Origin of the sequence: Chryseobacterium populi, from assembly GCF_000282115.1 — a bacterium.
Lineage (GTDB): Bacteria > Bacteroidota > Bacteroidia > Flavobacteriales > Weeksellaceae > Chryseobacterium > Chryseobacterium populi.
Genome location: NZ_AKJY01000012.1, coordinates 158536 through 176527, shown reverse-complemented (window position 1 = coordinate 176527; position 17992 = coordinate 158536). Strand labels below are relative to the sequence as shown.

20 protein-coding genes and 1 pseudogene are annotated in these 17992 nt (G+C 35.9%); 9 read left to right on the top strand and 12 right to left on the bottom strand.

Going from position 1 to position 17992, the window contains the following annotated elements:
* From PMI13_RS04095 to cmoA, 5 genes are all read right to left on the bottom strand, one after another.
* Window positions 1-876, bottom strand: coding sequence for a tyrosine-protein phosphatase (locus tag PMI13_RS04095; RefSeq protein WP_007840987.1), 876 nt, complete (start codon window positions 874-876; stop codon window positions 1-3).
* 100 nt (window positions 877-976) lie between these two features.
* Window positions 977-1624 (bottom strand): thiamine diphosphokinase, encoded by a 648-nt coding sequence (locus PMI13_RS04090; protein ID WP_007840986.1) that lies wholly within the window; start codon window positions 1622-1624, stop codon window positions 977-979.
* Window positions 1614-2183 (bottom strand): cob(I)yrinic acid a,c-diamide adenosyltransferase, encoded by a 570-nt coding sequence (locus PMI13_RS04085; protein WP_007840985.1) that lies wholly within the window; start codon window positions 2181-2183, stop codon window positions 1614-1616. Before PMI13_RS04085 ends, PMI13_RS04090 begins: the two co-directional genes overlap by 11 nt.
* A 64-nt stretch (window positions 2184-2247) precedes the next feature.
* A complete protein-coding gene (locus tag PMI13_RS04080; protein ID WP_007840984.1) occupies window positions 2248-2967 on the bottom strand; it encodes a methyltransferase family protein in 720 nt (239 codons plus the stop codon).
* The gene (gene cmoA, locus PMI13_RS04075; RefSeq protein ID WP_007840983.1) at window positions 2964-3704 is read right to left on the bottom strand and encodes a carboxy-S-adenosyl-L-methionine synthase CmoA; all 741 of its coding nucleotides are present in this window, start codon (window positions 3702-3704) and stop codon (window positions 2964-2966) included. The genes PMI13_RS04080 and cmoA overlap by 4 nt, the downstream gene beginning before the upstream one ends.
* Window positions 3705-4015: 311 nt before the next feature.
* Here cmoA and PMI13_RS04070 point away from each other — a divergent pair, with 311 nt between their 5' ends.
* Window positions 4016-4507, top strand: a complete 492-nt coding sequence (locus tag PMI13_RS04070; protein WP_007840982.1) for a DinB family protein — start codon at window positions 4016-4018, stop codon at window positions 4505-4507.
* A 224-nt stretch (window positions 4508-4731) separates the two neighbouring features.
* Here the strand turns inward: PMI13_RS04070 and PMI13_RS04065 are convergent, their stop codons facing one another.
* Entirely contained in the window at window positions 4732-5682 is a 951-nt protein-coding gene (locus tag PMI13_RS04065; protein ID WP_007840981.1) for a helix-turn-helix transcriptional regulator, read from the bottom strand.
* A gap of 104 nt (window positions 5683-5786) precedes the next feature.
* Between PMI13_RS04065 and PMI13_RS20550 the strand changes: the two genes are divergently transcribed.
* Window positions 5787-6356 (top strand): Crp/Fnr family transcriptional regulator, encoded by a 570-nt coding sequence (locus PMI13_RS20550; RefSeq protein WP_007840980.1) that lies wholly within the window; start codon window positions 5787-5789, stop codon window positions 6354-6356.
* Between the two features lie 75 nt (window positions 6357-6431).
* A complete protein-coding gene (locus tag PMI13_RS04055; protein WP_007840979.1) occupies window positions 6432-6893 on the top strand; it encodes a carboxymuconolactone decarboxylase family protein in 462 nt (153 codons plus the stop codon).
* Between the two features lie 70 nt (window positions 6894-6963).
* Here the strand turns inward: PMI13_RS04055 and PMI13_RS04050 are convergent, their stop codons facing one another.
* Window positions 6964-8691, bottom strand: a complete 1728-nt coding sequence (locus PMI13_RS04050; protein ID WP_081491284.1) for an ABC transporter ATP-binding protein — start codon at window positions 8689-8691, stop codon at window positions 6964-6966.
* 512 nt (window positions 8692-9203) lie between these two features.
* Window positions 9204-9929: pseudogene (gene lptB, locus PMI13_RS04045) on the bottom strand (LPS export ABC transporter ATP-binding protein); the annotation flags it as partial.
* 262 nt (window positions 9930-10191) lie between these two features.
* Here lptB and PMI13_RS04040 point away from each other — a divergent pair.
* The 3 genes from PMI13_RS04040 (at window position 10192) to PMI13_RS04030 (ending at window position 11516) form a co-directional block, all read left to right on the top strand.
* Entirely contained in the window at window positions 10192-10485 is a 294-nt protein-coding gene (locus PMI13_RS04040) for a TM2 domain-containing protein (RefSeq protein WP_034669410.1), read from the top strand.
* A 74-nt stretch (window positions 10486-10559) separates the two neighbouring features.
* The gene (locus tag PMI13_RS04035) at window positions 10560-11288 is read left to right on the top strand and encodes a hypothetical protein (protein WP_007840975.1); all 729 of its coding nucleotides are present in this window, start codon (window positions 10560-10562) and stop codon (window positions 11286-11288) included.
* 45 nt (window positions 11289-11333) lie between these two features.
* A complete protein-coding gene (locus PMI13_RS04030; protein WP_007840974.1) occupies window positions 11334-11516 on the top strand; it encodes a bacteriocin in 183 nt (60 codons plus the stop codon).
* Between the two features lie 59 nt (window positions 11517-11575).
* Here the strand turns inward: PMI13_RS04030 and hemB are convergent, their stop codons facing one another.
* Complete coding sequence (gene hemB, locus PMI13_RS04025) at window positions 11576-12565, bottom strand: porphobilinogen synthase (protein ID WP_007840973.1); 990 nt, start codon at window positions 12563-12565, stop codon at window positions 11576-11578.
* A gap of 119 nt (window positions 12566-12684) precedes the next feature.
* Between hemB and PMI13_RS04020 the strand changes: the two genes are divergently transcribed.
* The 3 genes from PMI13_RS04020 (at window position 12685) to PMI13_RS04010 (ending at window position 15366) form a co-directional block, all read left to right on the top strand.
* On the top strand, window positions 12685-13035 hold the full coding sequence (locus PMI13_RS04020; protein WP_007840972.1) for a T9SS type A sorting domain-containing protein: 351 nt from the start codon (window positions 12685-12687) through the stop codon (window positions 13033-13035).
* A gap of 104 nt (window positions 13036-13139) precedes the next feature.
* A complete protein-coding gene (locus PMI13_RS04015) occupies window positions 13140-14051 on the top strand; it encodes an ABC transporter ATP-binding protein (protein ID WP_007840970.1) in 912 nt (303 codons plus the stop codon).
* 4 nt (window positions 14052-14055) lie between these two features.
* Window positions 14056-15366: an ABC transporter permease gene (locus PMI13_RS04010; protein WP_007840968.1), complete on the top strand. Its 1311-nt coding sequence runs from the start codon at window positions 14056-14058 to the stop codon at window positions 15364-15366.
* A gap of 73 nt (window positions 15367-15439) precedes the next feature.
* Here PMI13_RS04010 and PMI13_RS04005 read toward each other — a convergent pair whose 3' ends face one another.
* From PMI13_RS04005 to PMI13_RS03995, 3 genes are all read right to left on the bottom strand, one after another.
* Window positions 15440-16108 (bottom strand): porin family protein, encoded by a 669-nt coding sequence (locus PMI13_RS04005; protein ID WP_007840967.1) that lies wholly within the window; start codon window positions 16106-16108, stop codon window positions 15440-15442.
* Window positions 16109-16124: 16 nt separating this feature from the next.
* Complete coding sequence (gene sucD, locus PMI13_RS04000) at window positions 16125-16997, bottom strand: succinate--CoA ligase subunit alpha (protein ID WP_007840966.1); 873 nt, start codon at window positions 16995-16997, stop codon at window positions 16125-16127.
* Between the two features lie 92 nt (window positions 16998-17089).
* On the bottom strand, window positions 17090-17992 hold the full coding sequence (locus tag PMI13_RS03995) for a UDP-3-O-(3-hydroxymyristoyl)glucosamine N-acyltransferase (RefSeq protein ID WP_007840965.1): 903 nt from the start codon (window positions 17990-17992) through the stop codon (window positions 17090-17092).

Genomic DNA, 17992 nt, shown 5'->3' with positions numbered 1-17992 from the left:
TCAATAGGTAAACTTCTGAATATATTGTTCTCTTTTATTTTCAGAAATTCCCAAAACCTGTTGAATGTAGCCCTCTGTTGAACCGTATTTTTTATTAATTTCATTAAAAGCTGCATCCAGATAACGGCTTTCTACCCAGCTTAATTTTTCCAAAACCTTAAGATCCATTTCAGGATATAAGAAGTGGAGCGTGCCCGCCAGACGAAGTCTTTTCTGAACCAGATCCTTTCTGAAATTATTAGACAAAAAATATTCATTATAAATCGTGGATTTATCAAATTTCAAAATAGTCAGAATTAAAGCTGTGATAATTCCTGTCCTGTCTTTTCCGGCTGTACAGTGATAAAGGACCGGCTGATCCGATTCCAGGATATCTGTGATAATTTTCTTAATAACCACAGGATTTTCCGTTACATAATCCCTGTAAAAATCCAGCATCCTTTGGTCAGCATCAGAAGCCTGCACTTTTCCTTTCAACACCAGCTTTTTTGCCTGATCAAGCTGGTCGCCTTCATCATTAAAAGCAGAATAATTTTTATAAATCATCTGTTCCGGAAAGCGATCAGGTTTTTGGGAAATTTCTTTTGAATTTCTCAGGTCAATAATTTCTTTAACTCCCAGATCTTCCAGTTTTTTAAAAGATCCTTTTTTAAGCTGATGAAGATGCCCGCTTCTGTAAAACATTCCTTCTTTTAAAGTTTTCCCTTCAGAATTTCTGATATTTCCTAATGTCCGGAAATTGTTTACTTTTTTAATTTCAATCTGTTTTTCAGTTTCATTTTTCCCATATACAGGGGGAGAAAATGATTGCACTTTGCAGGAAAAAATACAGAGTAATGAAATTAATAAGAATGATATTTTAAATAGTTTTCCCAACTATAAAAGTTTTTTAAAGATTATAATTCCCCTCCTCCGGAGGGGTGGCAAATCGCAGATTTGACGGGGTGGTTAATTTTAAAGCCTTTATTATTCATATTTATTTAAGGTTCGGATACTCTATCTCATTTCTTCCTACGAAAAAAAGAAGATCTCCGGATCCATATTCAATGGAGACTTCATCATCTACCGCAAAGTTTCTTGTTCCTATTTTTGAAATAATGCTTAAACTTCCGTTTGTCAAAGGCCAATTGAGTCCTTTTGTCGTTAGATTTTTTACTGTTGGAAACGGATATAATGAGATCATTTTATTTTTTGCCCCTTTTAAAATAAAGTTTTTCGGGACAAAATAATATTCTGAAAATGCATCATAAAATTTGATATCCATCTGATTTTTAAATGAATAAGCAACGGTAAGATTTCCTAAAAAATGATCTTGTTCCCCTCCGCTTGCTCCCAAAACATCGACAGTATGAAAGCCTTTTCCGATAATAATTTCCAATGCTTTATGAAAATCTGTTTTATCCTGATCCAGTGTAAGAATAAATTTTTCATGATAAACATCTTCATCCGATCCGGAATGCGAATCGAAGTCTCCGGAAATAAAATCGAGTTTATCTAAAGGAAAACCCATTCTTTTCAGGTAATGAAAAGCTCCGTCTGTACAGGCAATCAAATCATAGCTTTCCAGATTGGGAAGGGAATCGGGAGCATCACCGTTAATAAAAAGTAATGCTTTATCTTTCATTCGGATTCCAGTATTCTTCCGGCTCGTTATTTAATTTTGAAATATATCTTGCCAGAACAAAAAGATAATCTGAAAGTCTGTTGAGGTATTTAATGAGTTCAGGGCGTATTTCCTCTGATTCATTTAAGAAAACCAAGGAACGTTCAGCTCTTCTGCAGATGGTTCTTGCAGCATGTAAAAATGTTGCTGATTTTCCACCACCGGGAAGAATGAAATATTGAAGCGGCTCTAATTTATCTTCAAAAGCATCCATCCATTGTTCCAGTTCTTCAATCTCTTTTTCAGAAATAATTAATGGCAGACGCGATTTCCCATTGGCCAACATTAATTTATCAACCGGAGTTGCAGCTTCCGAGCCTACTGTAAATAAATCAAACTGAATTTTTTTGAGCTGGGCTAAAACTTCAGCATCTTCGATATGGCTTTTTGCAATTCCTATGAATGAATTAAGCTCGTCTATATTTCCATAGCTGTCTACCCTTGCACTGGCTTTGGAAACTCTGGTTCCTCCATACAAAGCAGTTTGTCCCTTATCTCCTGTTTTAGTATAAATTTTCATACTACTAAAATACTTCTTTAAGCCAAGCAGACAAAGCTTTTTAAGAGTTTTTTATAGTGACAGGTCAGGCAATCCACCTTCCGGATTTCTTCATATATCGTATTAAGAAATAGTATCCGGCAAATATCAGCACAAAAAAGACAGCCAGTACATTCCTGAAATTATCATCATTATTGGTAAGTTGCGGATATTTAAATAAAAGAATCAGCACAATACCACAAAGCCAGATAAACTGCGTATTATATTCCTTGATCAGCCATCTTTTCCATTTAAATTCCATTGCAGAGAAGGTTTCATTTAGGCCTGAGATATTGGGAATCCACCGGTGGACTCTCTTTGTATAGTTGTCAAAATCTGATCCGAACTTATTTTTTAAAAAGTTTTCTTCAGCAAGAACAATACATTGGTAAATCAATAAAAATAAGGGCATCACTATAAATGTATACAGTAATGAATTGGCCAGAATCCCAACTCCTAAAAGCATTAAAATATTTCCTACATATAAAGGATTTCTTACATGGCTGAAAATACCTTCTGTAACCAATCCGTCGGCATACACTTTTTTATCTTTCCCACCCCTGACAATATAGGCCAGGCCGATTGTTCCGCCTCTGATCAGCTGCCCTGAAACGGTAATCATCAGCCCAAGAATAATGGCAATCCAATAATAACCTGAACCGGATTTCCCTCCAAATAATGGTGGTGACGGAATAAATAATAACAAATACAGGACAATAAATAAAAAATTTCTGTACCTGAAAAAAAAGTTACCAATCTGTATCATAATTTTTTTGCAATAATACCTGTGAAATTATACCATCTGAAAAACACCTCAACTTCACTGAACCCCGCCTCCTGCAACATATTAATATTCTCGCTGGTTTTGTAAGGAATCAGAACATTTTCCAATGCTTCTCTTTTCTGCGAAATTTCCAGTTCACTGTAATTATTTCTACGTTTAAAATCGTAATAGTGACCAATATACTCCCTGTTGAACGATTTTTCTTCAGTTAAAATTTTTTCGATCAGGATAAACACTCCGTTTTTTACCATTCCATTATAAATCTTTTTCATAATCTCCAGCCGGTTAATTGGCCTGATAAATTGTAATACCAGCACCATCACAACAACGGAAGCATTTTCTACAGGAACTTTTTTGGTAAGATCAGCAACGAGAAGCTCAATATCCCGGTTCAGGATAAAATTCTCAAGTTTTTCCCTGCATTTGATAATCATTTCTTCTGAATCGTCGATTCCCACAAACTTTATTCCTTCCCGAACGGTTTTATCCATTAAAAGCATTGTAGTACCTGTAGAACACCCTAAATCATATACATTGGTGCCGGATTGGGCATAATTTCCGGCCAGTTCACTGGTCATTCTCTGAATTTCATCATAGAAAGGAACAGAACGGCTCACCATATCATCAAAGACACCTGCAACTTTAGTATTGAACTCAAAGTCTGAAAGATTTTCAAGCTTTTCTCTGAAAACCTCATCTGAATTAATAATTTCTGCCATAAGATTTATTCTTCAAAATTATCGAACCCTATTTAAATTGAGTATTAATTTTACAGGTTTCCTATTTAATATTTCTCAATATTACCTTTCTTTCCAGCCAAGCCTAACATTTATCGTATTTCAACCTTCCATTTATTAATTTAAACGAATAAAAACCTATTATATTCTTAAAATAATATAACATTTATCTTAATTATTTATTAACAAAAGATTTTTTATTTTTTTTCAATTCATTAAAATCCTACTGACAAACTGTTGTCACAACCCCATCTTATCTTTGTATCAACGATAACAAACTAAACAAAAATAGTATGACAACTACAGCAACAGCCACAAAACAGTTCATCACATCAGAACAATTATTAGAGCACTGGCAAGGCCACAGAAACCTGACAAGAAGGGTAATTGATGCATTTCCTGAAAAAGAATTATTTGAGTTTTCAGTAGCAGGAATGAGACCGTTTGCAAAACTGGCAGTAGAACTCATCAGCATTGGCGGATCTGCTTTAAAAGGAATCGTAAACAAGAATGAAGAAGCTTATAATGAAGAAGGCTTTATGCCAAAAACCAAAGAAGATATCCTGAAAAAATGGGATGAAGAAACGGAAGTTATCAATCATTATTTCAGCCAGATTTCTGAAGAACGTTTTCAGGAGACTTTCAATTTATTCGGGCAGTACGAATTTCCGGTATACCAAAATATTCTTTATTTCGTGGATAATGAAATTCACCACAGAGGCCAGGGGTACGTTTATCTGAGAGCTTTAGGCATTGAACCCCCTTTTTTTTGGGAGAGATTTTAGCCCCTTTAATGCCTTTACTGAGGTTAAAAATGTTGATTCAATTCAGACAAAAAGGTGAAACTCCGAAATTACAAAAAGGATTATCCAAAATATCCACCAATTAAATTTAGACAAATAATTTTGCTGTTTCCTTTTTTGTCTTTTATCTTAAATAAAACCATCTTTTATTTAAATTATATCAAATCTCAAAGAAGCCGTTTCACAATTGTGAGATGGCTTTTTTACTATAAATTCTTTGAAAGATTAGTAATCAGATTTTTAAGTTTTATTTTCAAAGAGTCAGGTTCTAAAATTTCTGCATAATCAGCAAAAGTAATCAGCCAGCGAGGAAAACCTTCTTCTATCCACTCTGTTTCAAAGGTCATTTCGACACCTCTGGCTGTTTCCGTTTCTCCGATAAATCCATAATATTTTTTAGAGTTAACGATATGTCCCATTACTTTTTTTTCGACCAAAAGCCTGACTTTCGTTTTCTCACCGTTTGAATTTCTTCTGTAATCATTGATTGGTCCATATTCCTGTGAAAAAGGGGTCTGAGTTTTACTTATCTGAAGGATCCTGTCAACTCTAAACTGCCGGAAATCTTTTCTCAGCGTACAAAAAGCCATAATGTACCAGTAATTAAATTCAAAAAAAATTCCGACCGCTTCTATAGTCCTGTTGGAAACTTCTGAATGAACCGTTTTATATTCTATGGTTAACTGGGTTTTCTCGGCAATACTTTCAAGAATCACCGGAATGACATTCTTAATGGAATTCGTGGACACTGCATGATAATTGAAAACGTCAATCTGCTTTTCAATATTCTGGATCAAATCCTTATCAGAATACTTCAGCACCGAACGTACTTTTTCCATCGCCGTCTGGTAATGGCTTCCAAGACTTTGATGTGAAAATTTCTGCATCAGTTTTTCAGCGGTAATAAAGCTTAAAACTTCTTCTTTAGTAAACATTACAGGTGGAAGTTTATAGCCATCCATCAGGGAATAACCACTCCCCGCTTCACCTACAATAGGAATTCCGGCGTTCTCAAGAGTTTTTACGTCCCGATAAATGGTACGGATGCTTACCTCGAATTTTTCAGCAAGATCCTGTGCCCTTACCAAAGGTTTAGACTGCAATTGTGTAAGGATAGCGGTTACCCTGTCGAGCTTTTTAAGGTAATGATCATTCATTTTAGGCTGATAAATCTACACGCTTTTGTAAGAAAACTTAAATATAGTAAAAATCACAATTTTCATTATCTTTAAATACTTAAGAATCCCACGTAATATTGATTATGTATTATACTCATTTCGTCCAGACCATTGAGAAAATTTCAACGTCCGAACAGATTGTAATTGATGAATTGGTTTCAAATTTAGAATTAAAAAATTACAGAAAAGGCGATTTTTTATTAAAATCTGATGAAACCTGTAAATATTTTTATTTCCTTGAAAAAGGTCTGGTTAAACTTTTCTTTGACAACGGAGATAAAGATTTCATTATGACCTTTTTTGCGGAAAATTCTTTTTTCACGGAACTGAGCGGATTTTTAACCGGAAATCCTTCAAAGTATATGATCGTTGCATTGGAGCCCGTTGAGGTTTTACGCATCCATAAAGATGTGGTTGAAGATTTATGCAAAAAACATCATTCTGCAGAAACACTTTTCAGCAAATTATATTCAAAAGCTCCTGTCAATATGATGGGAAGGATAAGTGAAATGCTTGAAGACGATGGTAAAAAGCGTTATAACAATTTTTTGAAACAGAGGCCACAGCTTATCCAGCGCATCAGCCTTGGTGACCTGGCCGATTATATAGGAATTACCCAGGTATCTTTAAGCAGAATCCGCGCACAAAAATAGTTTTTTATCATTTGTAAAAAAATTACAGAAAATTGTCTCATACATTTGTCACATCATTAATCAAAACAAATTATTATGTCACAAAGAATCAACGCATTCGCAATGGGAAACAAAGCTGTAAACGCACTTCACACCATGGGACATCATGTAGAACATTCATCAATCGACAACTCGTTTTTAGAGCTTCTTTATTTCCGGGTTTCACAGATCAACGGCTGTGCTTTCTGCCTGGATATGCATTCAAAACAATTAAGATCAAAGGGAGAAACCGAACAGAGAATCTATCTGGTAAGTACATGGAGAGAATGTACATTTTATTCTGAAAGAGAAAAAGCCGGATTATTATGGGCAGAAAGCCTTACCACTTTAGACGGAAAAGAAGTTTCTGATGAAATTTATTCGGAAGTAAGCCAACATTTTTCTGAAACCGAAATGGTAGATCTTACCATGGCTGTTATTGCCATCAACAGCTACAACAGGGTGAATATTGCTTTTGGAGCTGAGGTTGGAACTTATCAGGTTCCCGAGAAAAATTAACTTTCAGCAAAAGATTAAAAAAAATAAGCTCAACAGCAATACTGTTGAGCTTATTTGTAATATTTAAAAATTAATTTTCTCTGAATGTACTCACCAGCTTGTCAAGATTAAGGCTTCGTGCCGATGCATCAAAGATTTCACGGTATGTTCCGTTTATCTGTACCAGTTCATCATGGGTTCCGCTTTCAACCACTTTTCCTTTTTTCATCACATAGATTTTATCTGAATCCAAAATCTGGGATAATGAATGGGAAATAATAATGACGGTTCGTCCCTCTTTTATCGCATCCAGAGAATTTTTGATCTGCTCTGTAGCAATTGCATCCAGACTTGCAGTCGGCTCATCAAGGAAAATAATCGGCGGATTTTTTAAAAATAACCTCGCTATGGCAATTCTTTGTTGCTGACCTCCCGAAAGCTGTGTTGCGTCATGCTGGTATTTTTCGGGCAAATCTAAAATCTGATCATGGAGATAGGCTTTTTTCGCAGCTTCCTGAATTTCTTCGAAAGATGCATTCATATCTCCATAACGGATATTGTCTTCAATGCTTCCCTGGAAAATATGATTTTTCTGAAGCACCAGACCAATATCATTTCTAAGGAAAGTGTTTTCAAAATTATTCAGGTTGATACCATCCAGTATAATTTCACCCGAATCAGGAAGATAAAATTTGCAGAGAAGATTAATGACCGTCGATTTTCCGGCACCGCTTAACCCTACCAGAGCAGTCGTCTTGCCATTTTCAATTTTCATCGAAACATCATGTAAAGCCTGTGTCCCGTTGGGATAAGTAAAATCTACATTTTTTAATTCAAAGGTCCCTTTAATTTCTTTTTCTACAAAAATTCCGTTTTGCTCTTTTTCATCATCTGCATTTAAAATTTCAAAATAGCCTTCTGCATAAATCATGGCATCATTCATATCATCATAAATACGGTGAAGCTGGCGGATCGGAGCCGAAACATTATTGAAAAGCATAATATGAAGCATAATAGCACCGATGGTCATCTGCTGGTCTAGCACAAGATAAACGGTCAAAAGAATAATTAATACCACCCCGAATTGTTCTATAAAAGTTTTTAAACCATCATAAATAAAGTTGGTTTTCCTGGTGAACATCTGACTTTCCATCAATTCCATCTGCAGGTCATACTGTTTTTTGCCTTCAAACTTTTCACGGACAAAACTTTTGATCACCATGATAGAGTTGATAAGATTCAGTAATCCTGAAGTTTTTCTTTCTCTCTGGTTTCTCAACTGGCGGCGGACACCACCTAATTTTTTGGCCTGTAAAGCACTGATATAAAAATAAATGGGAACAATAATCGTGGAAACCAAGCCTACATACACATTCTGCATATACATGATAATCAAGGCAATAATCGCATTAGAGAACAACGGCAGCATATCTATGAAAAAATTCTGGACCAGTCGTGTTAAGCTTTCAATTCCTCTATCGATTCTGATCTGTAGCTTTCCTGATTCATGGTTTTCATCGTTGAAATAAGCAACCCGGTAGGTCAATATTTTATCAATCGCCGACTGGGCAAGCACAGAGCTTACATTGATCCTGATTTTCTCTCCATAAAATTTCTGCCCGAAATTGATGAAAATATTCAGCAATTCTTTTCCTAATAAAATAATGGAGATCACGATCAGGATATGAATGCCTTCAGACATCGGATGCGGGAGACGGGTAAGTTTGGTAACTTCATCCACCGTATATTTTAATACAATAGGGTTTACCTGTGCGGCAAGAGCTCCTAAAAAGGTAAGAAACAGGGTTCCGTAGATCATTAAACGGTAAGGCTTAATGAAAGGAACGAGCTGCTTATAAATTCCAAATAAAGTGATGGTTCGGTTAAAAGGCTTTGCCATGGAAATGATTTAACTAAAAAACGTACCGTTTCAGGAAGAAAGGTACGTTTTATTATATTTTTCAGCAAATTATTTACCCGAAATTAATACCGGGCTTATCCTTCAAACAAATATGTCGTAAGATAATGCAGCTCCGGTCTGCTTGCTTTTTTAGATTCTTCCTCGCCTTGTTCCAGGGGATATTGTGATGTAATTTCTTTTTTCTGGAAAACGAAAGAATTATTCGCATTCTTATCGATCACCTCATTAAAAATATGCTCGATTTCCGAATTGGCTAAAGAAGCAAAACTGATATCTTCAAAACCATACATCAGTCTCAGGTCATCAAACTGTGCAAAATTATGATCCACAAAACTCTGAAGCTGAGATTTTGAATCAAAATTCCCGGCCCAGATATTATAGGCATATTTTTTCTTTTTCGGCTTGTCTAAAATACTCTGGTAAACGAAGTTCTCACCAAGATAGGCTTCCCTTACCTGCGGATCGTTCGCAAGATCTTCCGGAAGTCCTTCTTTCAGGATTCTTCCTTCAAACATAATATATGTTTTATTGGTAATCGCAAGAGTCTGCTGAACGTTGTGATCGGTGATCAAAATCCCGATATTTTTATCGACAAGGCTTCTTACGATTTTCTGGATATCTTCAACAGCAATCGGGTCTACCCCTGCGAAAGGCTCATCCAGAAGTATAAAATTCGGACTGGTCGCAAGACATCTTGCAATTTCCGTTCTACGTCTTTCCCCTCCTGAAAGTAAATCACCTCTGTTTTTACGAACGTGTTGAAGTGAAAACTCTTCGATCAATTCATCACATTTAATATGCTGTTCACGTTTTGAAAGGTTGGTAAGCTGTAAAACGCCCATGATATTATCTTCTACAGAAAGTTTTCTGAAAACGGAAGCTTCCTGAGCCAGATATCCGATTCCTTTCTGTGCCCTGCGGTACATCGCATCCGTGGTAATTTCCTGTTTATCCAGAAAGATTTTTCCGGAAGTCGGCTTAACCAACCCTACAATCATATAAAACGAAGTGGTTTTTCCGGCCCCGTTCGGACCAAGCAAACCAACAATTTCTCCTTGCTGAACCTGTACAGAAACGCCTTTTACAACTTTTTTAGGACCGTATTCTTTGATTAAGTTTTCTCCTCGTAAAATCATGAGAGCAAAGATAAAGTTTTTTTGAATTCAATTTTTATCTTAAAAGACAGATGCTTCAGTTTTATGATATTTTAAGGTAAATGTAAAATAGGATTGCTTTAAACAAGTATTCCGACTTTGCCCATTATATTTTTCAAACCGGATTACTATAATCAGGTAGAAATAATAATCCAACTTCAATATTTAAGCCATTAATATGTAACATTTTAACCTAACAATGCTACTTATTGAATATTATTCACCTCATTATAAAGTTATAAAAATGGAAAATTACGGTTACACAAAAACAGAAAACGACATCAATCAACAGGCTAATGTTCCTTATCGTTCTGAAAAGAAAATCCCTGCAGCATTATTAGGAATTCTTGTAGGATGGCTGGCCTTAAATAAATTTTACCTTGGCTATACGAAAGAAGGAATTATACAGCTTATCCTGAATCTCGTTACCTTTGGAGTGGCTACTATCATACCTTTTATTGAAGGGATTCTTTATTTGTTTATGAGTGATAAGCAGTTTGACGATACTTATGTTTATGGCAAGAAGGGCTGGCTGTAAAATCTCTGATAAATTTCCCGGGATTTTATTTTATTTCCATAATTTTATACCACCAATAACAATTAAAAATTAATATGGAAAATAATAAAGAATTAACGGACCTCCTCGCCTTGGACCTTGGGATTAATATTGTTGACAGAAGGCCTTATGCCAAAGAAGTTTTCAAATGGCAGGATATGGATCTTCTTCCCCATTCATCAGCTGACACCTTACTGTGTGAAATTTTCGAATGGAACGGAAGAAACTGGCGGACCACAGGAAATAACCTGATCGGATTTTTATTCTCTGACGGTAGTTTGGAAACCGTTAAAAATCAATTGATCAATGTTCCTAAGCACCCGGCTTTAATTCCTGATTTTGAATTTACAAAAGAAAGCATGATCGAGTACGGCCTTTCACTTCCTTCACTGTTCAATATCGGAGTCAACGGAAATATCAAAAATGCCAAAGATTTTTCGGTAAGGGTAAACGGCGTTACCAAATCCAGAATTACCAATATTGATGCTCCCGGTATTGAAATTTTAAGAAATTATTCTTCTTTCACGCAGAATAAATCAAAAACGTACCGAAAGAATATTAAGTTCAATTATCTGAGTACTTCTTTGTTTTACGCTGAAAGTGTAGAAATCTATCTTGAAAAAGATTCAGGAGTGGGATTAGAGGTAAGTTTTCAGACCCAGGATGTTGAGGTTGAAGCCAAACTTAATACCGATACAAAAAAGCATTTCATTTTGAAATACTCTGGAAATCAAGCACCTTTCGCTGCTAAGTTTACAAAGGGGAAAGATTTCAATATTATGTGATAAATTTTTATTAATTTAGATTTTTTAACCAAATTAAAATTTATCATGAAAAAATTAACGAAAAAAGATTTGATGAAAATTAATGGTGGAAATATTCGTCCGCCGGATGCCAATGGAAACTGTCTGCCGGGATGGTATTTGTGCCCCTCCAATATCTGCGTATATGACAAAGGTGGAGAAGATCCCATAGTTCCGGGCTCCCCTCATTATTATGCATGCTTCGGATAATCAAAAAAATGAAAAACACCTCAGCTTTAGAGGTGTTTTTCATTTATATGTCAGCTTAATTATTTATTTAAAATCATGGCTGCTTCTTTCGCAAAATAGGTAAAGATCATATCAGCTCCGGCTCTTTTAAAGCAGGTTAAGCTTTCAATAATGGTCTTATCATTATCCAACCATCCGTTCTGAGCTGCCGCTTTTACCATCGCATATTCTCCGCTTACATTATAAACCGCAATCGGCAGGTCTATCGCCTCCCGTATTTTGGAAACAATATCCAGGTAAGGAAGTCCCGGTTTGATCATAATAATATCTGCTCCTTCATCAATGTCTTTAAATACTTCATTTAATGCTTCACGGGAATTATGAAAATCCATCTGGTACGTTTTTTTATCCTTAGGAATTTCCATATTGTCTTTCGGGGCACTGTCTAAAGCACTTCTGAAGGGCCCGTAAAAAGAACTGGCATATTTTGCAGAATAGCTCAGGATTCCTACATCTGTAAAACCTGTTTCTTCCAGTGCTTCACGAATCGCAAGCACTCTCCCATCCATCATATCACTTGGTGCTACAATATCAGCTCCGGCTTCAGCATGGGAAACAGACATTCTTGCCAATGCATCATTCGTAGCATCATTTACGATTTTCCCGTTTTCGATGATTCCATCATGTCCATAAATTGAATATGGATCCAAAGCCACATCCGGCATGATGATCATTTCAGGCACGGCATCTTTAATCGCTTTGATGGTATTCTGCATCAATCCATCTTTGTTCCATGCTTCTTTTCCTGTATTGTCTTTCAGATGTTCTGACACTTTCATGTACAGATTGACAGATTTTACTCCCAAGGAAAATAGTTCCTTGCATTCTTTTACCGTTAAATCTATACTCTTTCTAAAAATCCCCGGCATCGACGGGATTGGTTCCTGCTTGTTTTCACCCTCCATTACGAAGATCGGCATTACAAAATCATTAGTCGTAAGAATATTTTCTCTTACCAGACTTCTGATAGATTCATTAACTCTAAGTCTTCTATTTCTTGAATGTATCATTTTGGAATACTTTTTGAATAAGTTTCTGCAAATTTACTACAAGTTCTATAAAAAACTATTGCAGGTGATTATAGAATTATTTATTTTTGTTATTAAATACATAGACAAATTATAATTTGATGAAAAAACTTTTACTTTTAATTTTATTTTTAGGCACTTTTGTTGGGTTTTCCAACAATTTTAAAGCTCAATTGAGAGAGCCTGGTTCCATCTCACAGAAATCTGATGATGGTGTGCTTGTTGCCTATCCAAATCCTGCAAAGGATTTCCTTATTGTAAAGGCAAAAGATTCTTCATTAAGAATCAAAAGTGTGACTTTTTATTCTATCCTGGGAACACAGGTTGCTAATTACACGGTGAATATGAATTCAGGGGAAATTAATATTGAAAAATTAAAACCCGGTAAATATCTGATCCGTTATCTGTTAAGCGACAATACTCAAAAAGTAACCCAGATAGTGAAACAATAAATTAAATCCTGATAATCATCAGGATTTTTTCTTTTAGATTAATTCTGTTTTAATTATTCCGTAACTTTCGGCGTATTTTTATACTAATAGAGAAAAACAAATTAATGCTAAAAGCTGAACATATTACTAAAACCTACAATGCCGGAAAAAAGACCGCCTTGGATGATTTTAGCATACACGTCCCTAAGGGAAGTATTTATGGCCTTCTGGGGCCGAACGGAGCGGGTAAAACCTCATTCATCCGTATCATCAATCAAATTACCCAGGCTGATTCCGGAGATGTATTCATCAATGGGGAAAAGCTTAATCCCAATCATATTAGAAATATCGGATACATGCCCGAAGAAAGAGGTTTGTACAAAAACATGAGTGTCGGCGACCAGATCCTTTATTTTGGTGAACTGAAAGGTATGAGTAAAAACGATGCTTTGAATGAGGCCAAAAAATGGTTTGAAAAACTTAATATCGATCAGTGGTGGAAGAAAAAACTTTCGGAGCTTTCCAAAGGAATGGCTCAAAAAATCCAGTTTGTGGTAACAGTACTTCACAGGCCTAATCTCCTGATTCTCGATGAGCCTTTTTCCGGTTTTGACCCGGTAAACGCCAACCTTATCAAAGACCAGATCATTGATCTTAAAAATAATGGCACTACGATTGTTCTTTCCACCCACAGAATGGAAAGTGTGGAAGAAATGTGTGATTATGTTGCTTTAATCAATAATTCCAAAAAAATCATAGACGGACGGGTTTTCGATGTAAGGGAGAAATTCAAGAAAAATATTTTCGGGATTACCGTTTCAGAGGTGAATCAGAAAAATTTTGAAACTTTTAAAAGCAAATACGGTATCTTCAACTTCGCAAATGAAAATAACCTGATTTCTTTTGATTTAAAAAATGAGAGCGATCAAAACAATATTCTTTTAGATTTGGTACATGTCGGGAAAGTACGTTCTTTTGAAGAAAAAATCCCGAGTATGAACGAGGTGTTTATTAATGCCGTAAGCAATCATTCTTAATTTTATGAATAATATTTTTTTAATTACAAAAAGGGAATTTCTTACACAGGTGAAGAAAAAATCCTTCATCATATTGACTTTACTTGCTCCTATTCTGATCATTGCTTTTGGGGCTGTTATCGGTTTAATGTTTAAAGCAAATGAATCTCACAATATCATTGAAGTAGTTGATAAAAGTGGATGGTTTAAAGGTCAATTAAAATCAAGTGATCAGCTGAATTATGTTTTTATTCCTGCTTCCAGTGAAAAGGCAAAGATCAATAATTTAAAGGAGAATGAATCTTTAGACGGAATTCTTGTTTTACCTGAGATCATCAATCATGATTATGAGAATTTTGAAAAAAACACGACTTTAATTATTAATTCTAAAATAGGCTTTGATACGAAGCAAAGAATCATTTCTGACATCAATAATGTGATTAAGAAGGAAAAGATCAAGCAGCTCGGTATTGTAGAAGCCCAACTGGATAATCTTGATAAAAGTTTTACTCTCAAAACCATTAATGTTTCGGAAAACAATAAAGAAGATTCCGATCTTACTTTTGGTGTAAAAACCGGGTTGAGCATGGTTCTGATGTATGTAACCTTCATGTTTATTATCATTTACGGGGTAAGAGTAATGAGAAGTGTTCTTGAGGAAAAAAACAACCGTGTTGTAGAAATTATCATTTCATCGGTAAAACCTTTTGAGCTGATGATGGGAAAAATTTTAGGAGTAACTCTGGTTGCTTTAACCCAGTTTATCATATGGATTGCCATGTCTGTAGCAGGGGCTTTGGTTTTAAATACCGGCTTTTCGTCTTTGCAAAAGAATATTCCGGGAGGAAGTGAAGGATTGCCCGGTAGAATGGATGTTGCCCAGATCGCTACCCAGGTTTCTCATAGTTTGCTCGAACTTAATTTTCCGTTAATCATTTTTGTATTCATCGTATTTTTCTTACTTGGATATATCTTTTACAGCTCTATTTATGCCGCTATCGGTTCTGCTGTAGACAATGAAACGGAAACGCAGCAATTCACTTTATTTGCGATATTACCGTTAACTTTGGGAATGTACGCAAGCTTTTCTTTAATGAATAATCCTGACGGGCCTTTAGGGTTCTGGTTATCGATCATTCCTTTTACATCGCCCGTTGCTATGATTGCAAGAATTCCTTTTGGCGTTCCTGCATGGCAGATTGCATTATCTATCGGGTTATTACTCGGAACTACCATTTTTATGATCTTTCTGTCCGGAAAAATCTACCGTGTAGGTATTTTAATGTATGGGAATAAAGCAACTTTAAAAGAGCTTTGGAAGTGGATCAGAAGTTAGAATCCAATTTTAAATAATAAAAAAATTCCGGGATTGATTTCCCGGAATTTTTTATATTGTGAATGAAATATTTTTATTTAAAGATATAGCTCAGACCTAAGCTGATCACTTGTTCTGATTTGTTTTTATCCGTACCTGACGGTTCTTTCGCAAGACCCGGGTAAGTATCCGATAATCCAAAATCATATTTCAGGGCAATCTCCAATTGTCTTTTATAGCTGTACCCAATACCCAAACCTATTCCAAAATTGAAGCTTTTTGCTTTTCCGCTCACCTGAGGGTTTTTAGGATCTGTGACATCAGGGTCATAATAAGGTCTTGTGGTAGGCGCATCTTTAACATTCTGATTTAGTAAAAAGTTAAATCTTGGTCCTGCCATTCCAAAGAATTCAGATTCTGCTTCTGAAAAAAATGCTTTAAAATATAAAGGCACACTCAGATAGTTATTTGCATACACTGCATCGTAGCCATCTCTGCCTTTGGCATCCTTATCTTTTCCTGTTTCCCCTGCTCCGTAATACAATACTTCAGGCTGAATATAAAACTGATTCGCTTTTCCTACAGGAATAAGTGCTAAAACTCCTGCCTGCACTGAGAATCTCGGCCCGGAAGGATTGTGGGCATTCCTCACTCTCGAATAGTTTCCTCCTGCCGTTACCCCAAATCTTGTTGTTTTAAAATTGATCTGGGCAAATGATAGTGTGGAAACAGCTAAAGCTGAGGTTAATAAAAATTTTTTCATATATTTTGTTTTATGATTAAGCTAGAACTTTTGCTACAGTAATACCGATGTCAGCTGGGGAATCTACTACATTGATACCATTTTCTCTCATAATTTCCATTTTAGCCTGAGCAGTGTCTTCAGCACCACCTACGATAGCACCAGCATGTCCCATAGTTCTTCCTTTAGGAGCTGTTTGTCCTGCGATGAAACCTACAACAGGTTTTGTAGAACCACTTGCTTTATACCATCTTGCTGCTTCAGCTTCAAGACCACCACCGATTTCACCAATCATTACAACAGCTTCAGTTTCAGGATCATTAATAAACAATTCCAAAGCTTCTCTTGTTGTTGTTCCGATAATTGGATCTCCACCGATACCGATTGCTGTAGAAATTCCGAAACCTGCTCTTACCACCTGGTCAGCAGCTTCGTAAGTAAGAGTTCCTGATTTAGAAACGATCCCTACTTTACCTTTTTTGAATACGAAACCTGGCATAATACCAATTTTAGCTTCTTCAGAAGTGATGATTCCAGGACAGTTCGGGCCGATTAATCTGCAGTCTCTGTCAGCAATATAAGACTTTACTTTCACCATATCCGCTACAGGAATACCTTCAGTAATACATACAATAACTTTGATCCCTGACTCAGCAGCTTCCATAATGGCATCTGCAGCAAATGCAGGTGGTACGAAAATGATACTTACATTAGCTCCGGCTTTTTGAACCGCATCAGCAACAGTATTGAATACTGGCTTTCCAAGGTGCTCGCTTCCTCCTTTTCCCGGAGTAACCCCACCTACTACGTTTGTTCCGTATTCAATCATCTGACCTGCATGGAAAGTCCCTTCGTTCCCTGTAAATCCTTGTACAATTACTTTAGAATCTTTGTTTACTAAAATTGACATTTTATTGTTGTTTTAATTTATTTTTATTTCTTTATTAATGCTCACAAATTTACTTATTTTTCTTTTGATTTCAGATAAATCTTAAGAATTGTTTATTTGAGATTTCTCAGTTTTACTTCTTTTTTCAGATATGTTTTAAAATCTTCAGCAAACATCCCGATATAAGTCCCTTTTTCCAGATCTCTGTTGACTCCCGTTTTTCCCAGAAGCACAGATCCGCTCGCAATTTTATTTCCGGAAGCGATACCTACCTGTCCCCATAATGTCACCTCATCTCCTATCACACAACAGCCTGCAATTCCTACTTGCGAAGCAATCAGGCATTTTTTGCCAATTACAGTATCATGGCCGATCTGAATCTGATTATCTAAAACTGAACCTTCACCGATCACTGTAGAATCTGTAACTCCCCGGTCAATCGTACAGTTGTTTCCTATTTCTACGTTATTTTCAATGACAACATTTCCTACGGAAATCAACCGGTCAAAATTCCCGTTTAATTTCCTGTAATAAAAAGCATCACCTCCTAAAACCGTTCCGGACTGAATGATTACATGGTCTCCTATCACTGTTCTGTCACCAATAACAACATTAGGGAAGATCAATGTATTTTTCCCGATTGTCACATTATTTCCGATCACTGCAGAATGGTGTATTTTCGTCCCTTCCCCAATTTCAACATCGTGAAGCTCTTCAGTGAAGTTATATATCCTGGTGAAATGGGTATTGATCTTATTGAAATCCCTGAAAGGATCATCAGAAACCAGAAGGGCTTTTCCTTCAGGGCAATCAACCTCTTTATCGATCAGGATAATGGTTGCAGCAGAGTATAAAGCTTTATCATAGTATTTCGGGTGATTGACAAATACGATATCTCCTGGTTTCACCATATGTATTTCATTAGTTCCCAATACTTCAAAATCTTCGGGGCCAATAAATTTTGATCCGATTAAATCAGCAATTGTTTTAAGTTTTTGTGGAGAATGAAATCTCAT